This is a genomic window from Methyloversatilis discipulorum, assembly GCF_000385375.1.
GTDB lineage: Bacteria > Pseudomonadota > Gammaproteobacteria > Burkholderiales > Rhodocyclaceae > Methyloversatilis > Methyloversatilis discipulorum_A.
The window spans coordinates 422,384-435,892 of the sequence record NZ_ARVV01000001.1; the positions used below are offsets into that span (position 1 = coordinate 422,384).

11 protein-coding genes are annotated in these 13,509 nt (G+C 67.8%); 7 read left to right on the plus strand and 4 right to left on the minus strand.

Features of this window, described 5'->3' with window-relative positions:
* Positions 1-68: 68 nt before the first annotated feature.
* Together narL and METRZ18153_RS0101975 are read right to left on the minus strand one after the other, a co-directional pair.
* On the minus strand, positions 69-716 hold the full coding sequence (narL, locus tag METRZ18153_RS0101970; protein ID WP_020163158.1) for a two-component system response regulator NarL: 648 nt from the start codon (positions 714-716) through the stop codon (positions 69-71).
* Positions 713-2,317 (minus strand): ATP-binding protein, encoded by a 1,605-nt coding sequence (locus tag METRZ18153_RS0101975; RefSeq protein WP_020163159.1) that lies wholly within the window; start codon positions 2,315-2,317, stop codon positions 713-715. Before METRZ18153_RS0101975 ends, narL begins: the two co-directional genes overlap by 4 nt.
* On the opposite strand from METRZ18153_RS0101975, the gene METRZ18153_RS0101980 reads away from it, so the two are divergent.
* Positions 2,316-4,181: a sensor domain-containing diguanylate cyclase gene (locus METRZ18153_RS0101980; RefSeq protein WP_020163160.1), complete on the plus strand. Its 1,866-nt coding sequence runs from the start codon at positions 2,316-2,318 to the stop codon at positions 4,179-4,181. The genes METRZ18153_RS0101975 and METRZ18153_RS0101980 overlap by 2 nt on opposite strands.
* Before the next feature lie 25 nt (positions 4,182-4,206).
* Here METRZ18153_RS0101980 and METRZ18153_RS0101985 read toward each other — a convergent pair whose 3' ends face one another.
* On the minus strand, positions 4,207-5,094 hold the full coding sequence (locus METRZ18153_RS0101985) for a DUF4394 domain-containing protein (protein WP_020163161.1): 888 nt from the start codon (positions 5,092-5,094) through the stop codon (positions 4,207-4,209).
* A 218-nt stretch (positions 5,095-5,312) separates the two neighbouring features.
* On the opposite strand from METRZ18153_RS0101985, the gene METRZ18153_RS0101990 reads away from it, so the two are divergent.
* The 3 genes from METRZ18153_RS0101990 (at position 5,313) to METRZ18153_RS0102000 (ending at position 9,256) form a co-directional block, all read left to right on the plus strand.
* Positions 5,313-5,918, plus strand: a complete 606-nt coding sequence (locus METRZ18153_RS0101990) for a methylamine utilization protein (RefSeq protein ID WP_415857692.1) — start codon at positions 5,313-5,315, stop codon at positions 5,916-5,918.
* A gap of 4 nt (positions 5,919-5,922) precedes the next feature.
* A complete protein-coding gene (locus tag METRZ18153_RS0101995; protein WP_020163163.1) occupies positions 5,923-8,340 on the plus strand; it encodes a putative bifunctional diguanylate cyclase/phosphodiesterase in 2,418 nt (805 codons plus the stop codon).
* 76 nt (positions 8,341-8,416) lie between these two features.
* Positions 8,417-9,256 carry an alpha/beta hydrolase gene (locus METRZ18153_RS0102000; protein ID WP_020163164.1) on the plus strand — a complete coding sequence of 280 codons (840 nt, stop codon included), beginning with the start codon at positions 8,417-8,419 and terminating at the stop codon, positions 9,254-9,256.
* 45 nt (positions 9,257-9,301) lie between these two features.
* On the opposite strand, the gene METRZ18153_RS0102005 is transcribed toward METRZ18153_RS0102000, so the two are convergent.
* Entirely contained in the window at positions 9,302-9,988 is a 687-nt protein-coding gene (locus tag METRZ18153_RS0102005) for a hypothetical protein (RefSeq protein ID WP_020163165.1), read from the minus strand.
* 208 nt (positions 9,989-10,196) lie between these two features.
* Between METRZ18153_RS0102005 and METRZ18153_RS0102010 the strand changes: the two genes are divergently transcribed.
* The 3 genes from METRZ18153_RS0102010 (at position 10,197) to METRZ18153_RS0102020 (ending at position 13,501) form a co-directional block, all read left to right on the plus strand.
* Positions 10,197-10,391, plus strand: a complete 195-nt coding sequence (locus METRZ18153_RS0102010) for a hypothetical protein (protein WP_020163166.1) — start codon at positions 10,197-10,199, stop codon at positions 10,389-10,391.
* Positions 10,392-10,591: 200 nt separating this feature from the next.
* A complete protein-coding gene (locus tag METRZ18153_RS0102015) occupies positions 10,592-12,430 on the plus strand; it encodes a serine/threonine protein kinase (RefSeq protein WP_029143489.1) in 1,839 nt (612 codons plus the stop codon).
* 159 nt (positions 12,431-12,589) lie between these two features.
* A complete protein-coding gene (locus METRZ18153_RS0102020; protein WP_232415942.1) occupies positions 12,590-13,501 on the plus strand; it encodes an AAA family ATPase in 912 nt (303 codons plus the stop codon).
* Positions 13,502-13,509: the final 8 nt, after the last annotated feature.

Here is a 13,509-nt window from a genome sequence, read left to right on the forward strand (position 1 = left end):
GGTGCCTTGCAGGCACCGTTGTGCAGCGCGCAGCATTCAGCTTCCCTGACCGCTGCGCGCTGTCTTTTTCAGCCCGCCATCATTTGCCTGAACTGCGGGTTCTGCAGCGCCCACACCGCCGCTTCGAGCCGGCTCTTCATGTTCAGCTTGCGCAGCAGGTGCTTGATGTGCACCTTCACCGTGGCGTCGGAAATGCCCAGTTCGCGGGCGATTTCCTTGTTGCTGCGGCCGTCGGCCAGCAGGCCGAGGATTTCCCGCTCGCGTTCGGTCAGGTCGCTGTGCGAGGCGGCCGGCGGTGCATTCAGCGCGTGCGCCAGCAGGCCGGCGACGCTGGCGTCGAGCACCACGTTGCCGCCGACCGACTGCTTGATGCGGGCGCACAGCTCTTCCGGTTCCATGTCCTTCAGCAGATAGCCGTCGGCACCGGCTTTCATCGCGTCGAGCACGTCGCGCTCGTCGTCGGACACGGTGAGCATGACGCAGCGCGCACGCACGCCTGAGGCCTTCAGCTGGCGCAGCGTTTCGATGCCGTTCATCGACTTCATGTTCAGATCGATCAGGATGAGGTCGGGGTCGAGTTCGGCGGCCAGCGCGATGCCGCTGGCGCCGTCGCTGACCTCGCCCGCCAGTTCGAGCTCGTCGTCGGCGCGCACCAGCTGGGCCACGCCCTTGCGGAACAGCGGATGGTCGTCGATCAGCAGGATGCGGATGCTCATGCGGTACTTTCGTCTAGTTGGCCGACCGGCAGTTTCTGCGGTGCGAAGGTGAGCTGCACGCGCGTGCCGCCGCCGGGGCGGTGCACGACCGACACTTCGCCGCCGAGCGAGCGCGCGCGTTCGCGCATGATGCTCAGGCCGTAGTGGTTGCTTTCGGCGTACGGGTTGGTGAGGCCGCGACCGTCGTCATCGACGATCACGTTCAGCAGGTGTTCGGGGCCGTAGTGCATGCTCACCCACACATGATAGGCGCGCGCGTGGCGCACGGTGTTCGACAGCGCTTCGCGTATCACCTGCATCACGTGGAATTCCTCGTTCACTTCGAGGTGGCAGCGGCCGAGGTCGTGCACGAAGCTGATGTCCAGACCGCTGCGCTGGGCGAAGTCGTCGACCGCGTCCTGCACTGTCGACAGCAGGCCGCCGGGCCCCATGCGCACGCGGAAGGCGGCGATCAGTTCGCGCACCTCGCGGTAGGCGGCGGACAGGCCTTCGCGCAGTTCGCGCGCCGCCTGCGCGACGTCGGTCGGATGCTTTTCGCGGTCCAGCCCGCGCTGCAGCCGCGCCACCTGGATCTTCATATAGGCCAGCGACTGCGCCAGCGAATCGTGCAGTTCGCCGGCGATGGCGCTGCGTTCCTCCATCAGCGCCACCCGTCTTTCCTCCTGGCTGCGGCTGATGCTGGAAATGGCCAGCGCGGCGAGGTGGGCGAAACTTTCGGCGAGATTGACCTGCGGGTCATCGACGCGCGCGACTTCGGGGAATTCGATCACCAGCGTGCCGACCGACACGTCGCCGCGGCACACCGGTACCACCAGCGAATGCGCGGTGCAGTCGCCCGACGGCGGCACCACGCGCGCGCTGACTTCGCGCGCGCTCTGTTCGGCACCGAGCTGGCGCACGATGGCCGGCTCGCCGCGGGTGCACAGCAGCGGCCCGGTGCCCAGCGCCTTGTGCGCCGGCGTGTTCAGGCAGAGTGCGGCGGTCTGCGCGCCGAGCGAGGTTTCGAGCAGGGCGAGACCGTTGCGCAGGCTGAACTCGGACACGTCGCCGTCGGTGAACATGCGCGCCACCTGATGCAGGGTCTGCAGCGCCTGGCTCTTGCGGCGCAGCTGTTCGCCGCTGACCTGCTGGCGCCAGCGGCCTTCGGCCTCGAAGCCGGCCTGGCGCGCTGTCAGTTCGGCCAGGCTGTCGACCAGGCGTTCGACCTCGTCGCGGCCGCGCGTGCGGGCGCTGTCCGGCATCAGCGACAGCGCCGATTCGGTCCGCCGCACCAGTACGCGGTGCGCGCGTTGTGCGATCAGCAGGGTGCCGGCGACGATGACGGCGAAGCACAGCCCCTGCAAAAGCAGCATCACGGCGACGCGTTCCAGCAGCGTGCGCTCGACGCTGGCGAAGGCGGCGCAGACGGCCGATTCGCGGTCGCCGGCGCTGTGCGCACAGAGGTCGACCAGCGTGCCGAACACCTGTTCGAACTGGCGCTCGATCTCGACGCTGCCCCAGATGCTGAGTACGGCGGCGACCGCGCAGCCCGCCAGAGTGGCAACCAATCCGGTATATAGGGGATAGCGCCCGCTGGGGCCGAAGAAAGAACGGATCACCATGACTTTGTACGTGTTTTCAGCCTGGATACTGGCGCTGCTGTTCGCCGCGGTAGTCGGTTCGTGGTACGGCTCGGCGACTGCCTATGCGCTGCCGGGTGCCGTCGTGCTGGCCGGGCTCACCATGCTCGGCCTGGCGCGCCGGCTGCCCTGGTATGTCGGTCGCCCGCATCCGCCGGAGGCCAGTGCGCAGCAGATGGAGTGGGCGGGTCAACTGTGCCACAACATTTCGTCGCCCTCGGTCACGATTCAGGGGCAGCAGATCACTTTTGCGAACCAGGCCTTCCTCGCGCTGCTGAACTACCGCGGACGCGGCGACCAGGTGGTCGGCCTGCCCTTCACCAATCTGCTGCATCCAGTCGATCACGCACGCTTCGCGACGCTGATGGCGATCGCCGGCGGCGAGGACGCGTCGGACGCCGAGGGCGTGCTGCGACTGGTGCGCTCCGACGGTGGTGCGATCAAGATGCACGCCAGCATTTCGCCTTTGTCGTCGGTGCCCGGCAGCCTGCTGATCCAGTTCAGCCCGGATGCCGCGGCCGTACCCGTGCGCGACGGTGTCGAGAACTCGATGTCGCTGGTGCTCGACCAGCTCGACCTGGTGCTGTTCAAGACCGACGCCGAGGGGCGCATCGCCTACGTGAACCGCGCGTGGGAGCGGCTCACCGGCCGCAGCATGGCCGACAGCCGGGGCCGCCTGCTGTCGGTGGCCATCCATCCCGAGGATCGCGACGCGGTCGACCGCGGCATGCTGTCGGTCGCCGGCGGGCAGCTCGATCACCTGAACACCGAAGTGCGCATGGTGAATGGCAGCGGCACCGTGTTCTGGGTCATGTTGCGCGCGCAGACCTGCACGCTGCCGGACGGCGATCTGCTCGGTGTCGTCGGCACCATGACCGAAGTGACGCGGCGCCGGCGCGGCGAAGACCTGGGTTCGAGCCGGCGCTACCTGAACACGCTGCTCGCCAACGTGCCGGGCATGGTGTATCGCGGCCGCAATGATCCGGACTGGACGATGGAATTCGTCAGCGACGGCAGCGTGGACCTGATCGGCTACGAGCCGTGGGAACTGGTGGACAATCACCGCATCGCCTTCGGCAGTCTGGTGCACCCGGAGGACCGCGAATTCCTGTGGGCGCAGGTGCAGGCCAATCTGGCGCAGCACAAGCCCTACCAGATCTCCTACCGCATCGCCGACGTCAGCGGCAACTACATCTGGGTGTGGGAGCAGGGCCGCGGCGTGTTCTCGTCACAGGGCGAACTGCTGGCGATCGAAGGTTTCATCACCGACGTCAGCGAGCGTCGCGGTGCGGAAGAGAAGGCGCGCCGGCGCATGTGGTTCGAGGCACGCACCGGCATGACCAGCCGCGCCATCTTCGACGCGCTGCTGGCGTGGACGCTGCATCAGTCGCAGGTGAACGAGCTCCCCTTCGCTCTGCTGTGGGTGGACGCCAGCGGCCTGGCCGAACCGGTGATGAGCAGCAGTGCCGAGGCGGCGGAGCAGATACTGGCCACGGTGGCGCGCCGCTTCCGGCCGGTGAATTACCCGGGGGCGGCGATCACCTATCTCGACAATTACCAGTTCGCCGTGCTGCTGACCGATTTCCGCGCCGGTGAGGCGGCGCGTGCGCTGTCCGGCTCGAACGAGGTGATACCGGCCGTGTCGCAACTGGCCAGCCGGCTGGTGCAGGAACTGTCGGCGCCGCTCAACGTCGGCGGTCGCGACATTTCGGTGCCGGTGGCGGTCGGTATCGCCATCGCCGATGCGCGCTACATCGGTGCCGAATCGATGTTCGCTGCGGCCCGTCGCGCGGCAACGCAGGCAGCCGAGCTGGGGCCCGGCCACTGCGAGTTTGCCGACGAATGAGGGCGCTGCCGGTGAGCGGAATGCTTCAGGGTTCGATGGCGATGCCACGCAGCGCTTCGCCGGAGCCCACCTTGCCGATGCGCGTCGCCTTGCCGGTCTTCAGGTCGATTTCGTAGAACTGGGCGGCGGCGTCCTTTGCCGTGCCAAGTACCGCGAAGGCGGCGTTGTTCAGGTCGGCGATGTCGAAGTGGGCGTCGGTCAGTCCGGCGACGCCGAGCGAACCCACGGTGTAGAGCTTGCCCAGATTGGGCGACACGACGGGCTGCTCGCCCTCGATCGAGCCCTGGCGCACCAGTGCGCCGGTGGCCGCGTCGATCGCGTAGTTGGTGGTGAGCTTCTCGTTGTCCTTGTTGTAGGTGTAGCCGGCAGCCAGCACCCGCGGCGTCACCTTCTCGTTCGCGTCGCCGGCGGCGTAATGCAGCGTGCCGTCCGCCTGCAGGCCCGGTGCATCGGGCGAGGCGTCGACCAGCGCGCCGGTGTCCGGGTGGGCGCGCAGGTTCTGCCGCGTGTCCGACACGATGCGTATGCGGTCGGCTGCCGGATTGAAGTCGAAGCCGAACTGCCCGCCGTTCAGCGGCTGCGCGAATTTCTCGTTGCCCACCGGCGTCAGCTGGCCGCTCGCGGTGTCGACCCGGAACACGCGCCCGCTGCTGCCGAGCGCGTACAGCTCGCCGCGGGCGACCCGGTAGTCGATGCCGAGCACTGTTTCGCCCGCCGCCAGACCCTTCAGTGCGACGTCGGACAGCAGCCGGCCGGGTTGCCCGGCGTTGAAGCTGACCAGATGGTGCGACTGCGTGACCGCGCGGACGATTTCCTTGCGCGGCGTGCCGCCGGTGTCGGGCAGACCGGCGCAGCCGGTCGCGAGCAGGGTGACGCCAATGACTGCAGCGGGAAAAGCGAGAGCATGTTTCATCGTGAGGATCCGTATGTCGTTGTTCGAATGCGCGGCGCCGCGGCGGTGCGATCCGCATGGTTACCGACCTGATCACGGCTGCACAGGCCCGGTCTTGAGACAGCTGTCTCGTCCGTCTTGCCCCGTCGGGTGAGCTGCCCGCCTCAAGGGACCGTGGCGACGTCCGTTAACCAGGCAGTCAACGATCAGAGCGAACCGCCGTGCCCTGCGCCGTCACCGTGTTTCATCATTTCCGCCGTGTCCTGCTCGTCGCCGTCGTCCTGGTGGGCAGCGGCGTGCCTGCGCAGGCCGCCAAGGTCACGATCAAGGCCGGCGACGGATCGGGCAATGCGCTGGACAGCGTCGTCGTGTCGCTGGTTCCGGTTGCGCGAGCCGCCCTGCCCGCCGCCAGACCGGCGCAGATCGAGCAGCGCGACAAGACCTTTCTGCCGGCGATCAGCGTCGTGCAGACCGGTACCGCGATCGAGTTTCCGAATAACGACACGGTGCGCCATCACGTCTATTCCTTCTCGGCGGCCAAGGTTTTCGAGCTGAAACTTTACGCCGGCAAGCCGGAAAAGCCGGTGGTGTTCGACAAGCCGGGCGTCGTCGTGCTGGGCTGCAACATCCACGACAAGATGGCGGCTTACGTCGTCGTGGTCGATACGCCGTGGTCGGCGATCTCTCAGACCGACGGCCTGGCCCGCATCGCCGACGTGCCGGTCGGCGACTACCAGCTTCAGCTGTGGCACCCGCGCCGCCTCGGCATGCCCGACATTCCGCCGCGGCCGCTGCGCATCGCCGGTGACCAGACCGAAGTGGTCAAGGTCGAACTGAGGCCCTGAGTCGATGGGTTTCAGCCTCAAATGGAAGATCGCGGCCTGGTGCGCTGCACTGCTGCTGGTCACGCAGATCGGCGGCCTGATGCTGTTCGGCCAGATCGGTCGCGGCAGTGCGATGGCCGATGCACAGACCGACCTGAAGACGGGTGACCGGGTGTTCGCGCGCCTGCTCGACGAGCGGGCGTCGCAGCTGACCCAGGCGGCGCGCGTGCTGGCGGCGGACTACGGCTTTCGCGAGGCGCTGCTCAGCCAGGACAGGGAAACGATCGAATCGGCGCTGGCGAACCACGGCGGGCGCATCCGTGCCGACGTGATGCTGCTGCTGGCGCTGGACGAGTCCATCGTCGCCAGCTCGTCCTTCAATCCGGGGCGCACGCCCGAGCGTCTGCGCCAGCTGATCGAAGGTGCGCGCAGCGGCGCACACAGTGGCGGCTTTGCGGTGGTGTCCGGAATGCTTTACCAGCTGGTCGTGGTGCCGGTGATGGCGCCGGTGCCGGTTGGCTGGGTGGTGATGGGCTTCAGCGTGGACAAGAGCCTGGCCAACGACCTGAAGGGGGTGACCGGCCTCGAAGTCAGTTTCGTGCGACGCAGTGGCGACAAGAGGTGGGTGCTGGCGACGAGCACCTTGGACGAGCCGCTGCAGAGCGCGCTGATCGGTGAGTTGTCCGCGAACGGCGCGCTGCAGGACGAGGCGTTGACGCTCGGCGATCGCGATTACGTCAGCCTGATGCACGCGATCGACGCCGGCCCGCAGCAGCAGGTCGGCGCCGTACTGCAACTGTCGCTGGAGCGCGCGCTGGCGCCGTGGAACCGGCTGTACCGTGACTGGACCGGGCTTACGCTGATCGGCACGCTGCTGGCGCTCGCCGTCAGTGCCTTCATGGGCCGTTCGATCGCCTCGCCGGTGGTCCGGCTGGCGGAATTCGCGCGCCGTGTCGAATCCGGCGAGTACAGCGCGCCACCGGCGGTGGCGCGCGGCGACGAGATCGGCCAGCTCGCCAATGCCTTCGTGCACATGACCGACGCCATTTCGCTGCGCGAAACGCGCATCAGCGAACTGGCCTACTACGATGTGCTGACCGGCCTGCCCAATCGCGCCTACTTCACCGAAAGGCTGGAAGAATCGCTGCGCGCAGCGGCCGCCGACAACGGCGACCTGGCCGTGGTGTGCCTGGACGTCGACCGTTTCAAGATGGTGAATGACACGCTGGGGCACGAACTGGGCGACCTGCTGCTGCGCGAGGTGGCGCGACGGCTGCGCGAAACGCTGCGCGACGTGCGCGATCAGGTGGCACGACTGGGTGGCGACGAGTTCGCGGTCATGCTGCCGGGCGCCGACGCGTCGAAGGCGCTGAGCGTGGCCCACCGCATCGCCGAAGCGATGAACCGGCCGATGAACCTCGACGGCCAGATGGTCGACGTCAGCGCCAGCATGGGTGTGTCGGCTTGTCCGGCGCACGGCAACGATGCGCAGTCGCTGCTGCGTCATGCCGACGTCGCCATGTATCTGGCCAAGCGTCACAACACGATGGCCGAAATCTACGACCCCAGGCATCACGACCAGAACGTCGAGCGGCTGTCGCTGCTGAGCGAGCTGCGGCTGGCGGTCGAGCGCGACGAACTGGTGCTCTATTACCAGCCCAAGGTGTCGACCGCGCCGGACGCGGTTCATCACGTCGAGGCGCTGGTGCGCTGGATACACCCGACGCGCGGTTTCGTGCCGCCTTTCGAGTTCATCCCCTTCGCCGAGCAGACCGGCTACATCAAGGCGATCACGCTGTGGGTGATGAACGCGGCGATCCGCCAGTGCGGGCAGTGGCTGCGGCAGGGGCTGGAGGTGAACGTGTCGCTGAACATTTCCGCACGCGACCTGCTGAACCCGGAACTGCCGGCGCTGTTCGCGGGCATGCTGGAATGCCATGGCTGTCCGGCACGCCTGATCACGCTCGAAATCACCGAGAGCGCGGTGCTCGATGATCCGCTGCGCGCGCTGGCCAATCTGCAGGTGCTTCGCGAGACCGGCTGTGCGCTGTCGATCGACGACTACGGCACCGGCTACTCGTCGCTGTCCTACCTGCGGCAGATGCCGGTCAGCGAAATGAAGATAGACCGCAGTTTCGTGATGCACCTGCTCGACAATCCGAACGACGAAATCATCGTACGTTCGACAATCGAACTGGCGCACAACATGGGTCTGAAGGTGACGGCCGAGGGGGTCGAGAGCGAAGGCGTGCTGGAGAGGCTGCGCCTGCTCGGCTGCGATCTCGCCCAGGGCTATCTCATCAGCAAGCCGATTCCGGCCGAAGCCCTTGAAAAATGGTTCCGCGAGTCGCACTGGGCGCAGGGCGCGGCCGGGTCCTCTGCTGCCGCCGTGATGTTGGACGAGCCGGTCGGCAGGGCTGCCACCCGGACCGTCGCAGTCTGAGTATTTCCGTGTCGTGGTTGCCGGCCCGATACATGCTTCAGGTTACAGTGTCGGGAACCTGCAGGAGCGAATAACAATGATGAAGCGTCACGGACCACTGGAAGTCATTACCCGCACGCCTCACGTCAGGTCGCGGCCGGTGCCGCTGCTGTTCGTGCATGGCGCCTACACGGCCGCCTGGTGCTGGGACGAGCACTTCCTGCCCTGTTTTGCCGAGGCCGGCTACGAGGCGCACGCGCTGTCGCTTTCCGGCCACGGCGGCAGCCCGGGGCGCGAGTACCTCGACCTGATCAGTCTCGACGATTACGTGCGCGACGTGCTCGAAGTGCTGGACCAGTTCGACACGCCGCCGGTGCTGATCGGGCATTCGATGGGCGGCATGGTGGTACAGAAGTGTCTCGAGCTGAGACAGGTGCCCGCTGCCGTGCTGATGGCGTCGGTGCCGCCGCAAGGCCTGTGGGCGTCGGCAGTTGGCCTGGTCATGCGCAAGCCGGACCTGATGTCGGAACTGAACAGCCTGCTGGCCGGCGGCGCGACCTCGCTCGACGCACTGCGCGAGGCCCTGTTCGCGCAACCGGTGTCGATGGAGCGCCTGCAGCAGATGGCCAGCCGCGTGCAGCCTGAATCGGCGCGGGTGATCTGGGACATGACGCTGTTCAACCTGCCGCAGCCGGCGCGCATGCATCGTCCGCCGTTGCTGGTGCTGGGCGCTGAGTGCGACCCCATCATTCCGCCGGCGCTGACCGAAATGACCTCGCGCGCGCTCGGTGTGCCGGCCCACGTCTTCCCGGGCATGGGACACGGCATGATGCTGGAGGCCGACTGGCGCAAGGTGGCGCAACGCATGCTCGACTGGCTGCCGGGCGCCCTGTCGGCGATGCAGCCAGAGGCCCAGGGCTGCAACGCCGGCGCCTGAATGGCTGACATCCGGTCCGTCACGCGACGGACCGAACGCCGGGGGTCACGAACCCCGGCGTCCCGGTGCGGCGTACCGCTGCAGATAGGCGAGGATGTCGGGCAGGCGCAGCTGCGGTTCGCCCGGCATCGCCCGCGAGCCGACCACGCGGTTCATCCACGCCATATTCCTCTCCATCCGCGCGACCACGCGTCGCCACTCTCCAGCGGTGCGGCTCGACGGTTCCGGCAGCACGTGGCACTGGTCGCAGGCGTCGCGGAAGCTGCGACCGCGCGTATCGAGGTCGGGATAGCGCGCTGCATCGATCGGCTTCTGTGCATTACGTCGCAGGTAGCCGATCAGCATGTGTACTTCTTCCTCGTCCGGCGCCTTGACGCCGCCCATCATGTCCTTCATCAGCGCCCCACGGTTTCCGTGTCCGCGCATGCGCACCACCATGCGGTCGACGATCTTCGGCCACTTGTCCGGGTGATGCATCGCCGGATTCGGAACGTGGTGGCACTGAACACAGTAGCGCGCCAGCAACGCGGCGCCGCGTGACCCGGGTTCCGGCAGCGAGGCGGCGTCGAGCGAGGGCGGCAGGATGCGCGCAAGCCAGCCGGCCTGCGGCGATCCTTCCCAGCGCGCACGTGCGGCGTCGATCGCTGTCTGGTTCGCCAGCGGACCGTCGCCGGCTGTAACGGTGCCGTAAGCAAACAGTGCGATCAGTAGCGCGATGCCGTGATGAAACATGTGTGCGGGGAGGAGGTCAGACCTCTCCAGAGTAGTCCAGCAAGACGGCCGACAAAAGCTTGCCACGAGCTTTTCACGAGGCCGCGAACGCAGGTGCTGCAGCATGGGTTTGTGAAGTTTCGATGCATCTGCGCATCGGCCCTTCGGACGATTCAAGCCGGCAGTGCTGTCCGCCGTTAGCCAAGATGTCGGGTACGGGAAGAGAAAGATGGATCTGTTCGATTTCATGACCGGGAAGTCGCTGGGCCGCGCCCAGGACTACGGAGACGAAGTGCTCAATGCGGGCTGGTTGCCGCAGCTCGAAGCCGCCGTGGCCGGCCGTCGTGTGCAGGCGGTACGCCAGCGCAGCGCGGTGGCCGACCCCGACGCCTTCCTGCGCGACATCTACCGCAGCCAGGAGTAAGCGGGTCTGACCGGATGAGGTGCGAGACACGTGCCCGAGGGCATGTGTCTTCATTTGCGCCGATACGCCGTTCCGCATTCCGATCCTGCATATTGCGCAGCCGGCGCAGGTAATATCGCGCTCATGGCCTGCACCCCTGTTCCAGTCTCCCGTCCGATGCCTGCCGCGCGCCGCGGCCTCCGCCCTGCGGAGCGGTCCGCATGAGCGATGCCGTGCGCAAGCTGGGGCGTTACGTGCTCGGCCGCGAAATCGGTCGCGGCGAGCGCGGCGCCGTATTCGAAGCCACCGAGGCCGGCAGCGGCCGACTGCTGGCAATCAAGACCTTCCGTACCGATCTCGCCGCCGACCCGGCGCACTACGTGCGCAAGCTGGGCGAAAGCCTGCTTGCCACGTCCTCGCTGCAGCATCCGGGCATCGTCCGCATCATCGAACAGGGCGTGGCCGAAGACGGGCAGCCCTGGGCGGCGGTCGAGCGGCTGGACGCGCGCTCGCTGCGTCAGTTGCTCGACGCGCTGCCGCGCATGGCCTTCGACTGGGTACGCAGCATAGGCAGTCAGGCGGCCGATGCACTGGCCCACGCGCACGCCGCCGGCATCGTCCATGGCGGACTGAAGGCGTCGAACATCCTGGTCGATGGCGACGGGCGCGTGTTCGTCACCGATTTCGCGCTGCCGTCGCCGTCGCCGGATGCGCTGCCGGCGATGCCGCAATACCTGTCGCCGGAGCAGGTGCAGGGCCTGCCGCCGGATGCGCGTTCCGACGTGTTCTCGCTCGGCGCCATCCTGTTCGAGATGCTGGCCGGCCGCCCGCCTTTCGGCTCGCCGCTGACCGGATCCTTGTCTACCGTGCTGGAGAACATCGCCTACGCGCCGACGCCGACGCCCAGTGCGATCGATCCCGACGTGCCGCCGGATCTCGACATGGTCGTGATGAAGGCGCTGGCGAAGTCGCCGATCGAGCGCTACGCCGACGCGTCGTCGCTGGCCGAAGCGCTGCGCGGCGTGCAAGCTGCGCCGGTCGCACGCGACGCAGACCCGCTGCCCGACGTGGTGCCGGTCGATGCCGGGCCGGCGCCCATTCTGCGTCGCGGGCAGTCGGGCAGACCGAAGGCGCCGGTAGAGGACGTGCTGGCCGAGCTGGCGGCCGACATCGACGCTTTCGCCGCGCGCGGCGCACCGCAACCGTCGATCGGGCAGGCGGCGTCCGCCTCGGCGCAGCGACCGCTGCGCGAACAGGCGCCGCCGGCCGTCGCCTTCCCCACGCTGCACGAAATGCCGGCGCCGCTGCAGGCGCCACCGACACCGGCGCCGGCCGTGCAACGCGCAGCGCAGGCGCCCGCCGATCCGCCGGCTGCGGCAGCGTCGTCGCTGCTGGCCGACCTTGCCGGCGAGGCGCAGCGCATCCGTGCGCACACGGCGCAGATGCAGCGTGGCGAGCGTGCAGTCCGCACCGAAGCGGAACAGGCGCTGTCCAACCGCCTGCTGCTGGTGCGCGACTACTTCTCCCAGTTGAGCGCCCAGCTCAATGTGATCAAGCCGCAGGTGGCGCGCGACTATCCGCTGCTCGGGCTCGGCGTGCTGCGTGGCCTGGCCTGGCAAGCGTCGGATGTGAACACCCGCAACCGCGGCGCCGAGGCGCCCGACCAGCTGGTGCGCGTGTCCTTGTCCTGGCTGCTGCGCGGCCAGGCGGTGCTGCGTTGCGAGCGCGATCCGCTGGCGGCGGATGCGCTGCGTCTGGCGCTGCGCGAGCACGGTCTGCGCTTCGAGGAACAGCCGGCGCGCGACGAACTGAACCGGCTGCGCGCGCAGATTTTCGACGTCGCGCCCGAGGTGCGCGGCCGGGTCGAACTGAATGCCGACTACCGGACGCTGACGCTGCGCCTGACGCTGCAGAACGTCGAGCGCTTCGGCCTGGTCGATTACGTGCCGCCGGCCGAGGACCGCGGCAGCGAATGGCTGGACGAGCTGGTGCGACTGCTGCTCGGCCAGCCCAGCCGTTTCCCGACGCTGGCCAAGCTGATCGTGCCGTCACCGATGTGACGTGGCGCGGATGATGCTTCGTTTCAGTCGGGTGTGTGCCGGCCGTTCAGTTTCCGGTCGGCCGGGACGTTGAATCATGTGACGGACAGCAGGAGGCGAGCCATCATGGACGGGGCGGACATTCGGATTCCCCTGGCGGAATGTCGCGAAATCTACGACGTGGGTGATGTGGACCGGGCGATGGAGTCCGGCAGCGGAGCGCGCAACGAGGCGCTGACCGCCTTCTACGGAAAGATGAAGACGCTGGGCGGCGTGCGCTACGTGGTCAAGCCGTCTTCCTTCGACGGCCTCGATCCGCTGTATGCCCGCTGCCCGAACTTCGCACCGGTGCTGGACGACCTTAAGCGCTATCTGGCGCTGGCGGTGGCCGGCAACGAGCCGATGAACTTCACGCCCATCCTGCTGCTCGGCGAGCCGGGCATAGGCAAGACCCATTTCGCGCGCCAGCTGGCCAATGTGCTCGGCACCGGCTTCGAATTCGTGTCGATGTCCTCGCTGACCGCCGGCTGGATACTGAGCGGCGCCTCGTCGCAGTGGTCGCACGCCAAGCCGGGCAAGGTGGCGCAGGCGCTGGTGTGCGGCGACTACGCCAACCCGCTGGTGGTGCTGGACGAGGTCGACAAGGCCGGCGGCGACGCGCGCTACGACCCGATGGGCGCACTGTACGGCCTGCTCGAACAGGACACCGCGCGTCAGTTCAAGGACGAATTCGTCGAGGTCGACATCGACGCCAGCCACATCATGTGGGTGTCCACCGCCAACGACGAGCGTTCGATTCCCGAACCCATCCTGAGCCGGATGAATGTGTACACCGTGCCGCGGCCGGATCACGATCAGGCCTGCATCATCGCGCGCACGCTGTACGAGGAACTGGTGGCGGCGCACGACTGGGGCTTCGCGCCGGAGGCGCCGGAAGACGTGATCGACCGCCTGGCCGGCGTGCCGCCGCGCGACATGCGCAAGGTGCTGCTGGCCGCGTTCGGCAACGCCAAGTTGGCGCACCGCGACCACCTGCTGCCGGCCGACCTCGAAGCGGGACGAGCGACGCGGCAGAAGAAGATCGGTTTCTGAGCGGGCGA

Excerpts from the sequence above, each read along its gene's own strand:
- METRZ18153_RS0101995 (WP_020163163.1), top strand. The coding sequence starts at position 5,923 with ATGGGTTTCAGCCTCAAATGGAAGATCGCGGCCTGGTGCGCTGCACTG.
- METRZ18153_RS0102005 (WP_020163165.1), bottom strand. The coding sequence starts at position 9,988 with ATGTTTCATCACGGCATCGCGCTACTGATCGCACTGTTTGCTTACGGC.
- METRZ18153_RS0101975 (WP_020163159.1), bottom strand. The coding sequence starts at position 2,317 with ATGGTGATCCGTTCTTTCTTCGGCCCCAGCGGGCGCTATCCCCTATAT.
- METRZ18153_RS0101985 (WP_020163161.1), bottom strand. The coding sequence starts at position 5,094 with ATGAAACATGCTCTCGCTTTTCCCGCTGCAGTCATTGGCGTCACCCTG.
- METRZ18153_RS0102000 (WP_020163164.1), top strand. The coding sequence starts at position 8,417 with ATGATGAAGCGTCACGGACCACTGGAAGTCATTACCCGCACGCCTCAC.
- narL (WP_020163158.1), bottom strand. The coding sequence starts at position 716 with ATGAGCATCCGCATCCTGCTGATCGACGACCATCCGCTGTTCCGCAAG.
- METRZ18153_RS0101980 (WP_020163160.1), top strand. The coding sequence starts at position 2,316 with ATGACTTTGTACGTGTTTTCAGCCTGGATACTGGCGCTGCTGTTCGCC.
- METRZ18153_RS0102010 (WP_020163166.1), top strand. The coding sequence starts at position 10,197 with ATGGATCTGTTCGATTTCATGACCGGGAAGTCGCTGGGCCGCGCCCAG.
- METRZ18153_RS0102015 (WP_029143489.1), top strand. The coding sequence starts at position 10,592 with ATGAGCGATGCCGTGCGCAAGCTGGGGCGTTACGTGCTCGGCCGCGAA.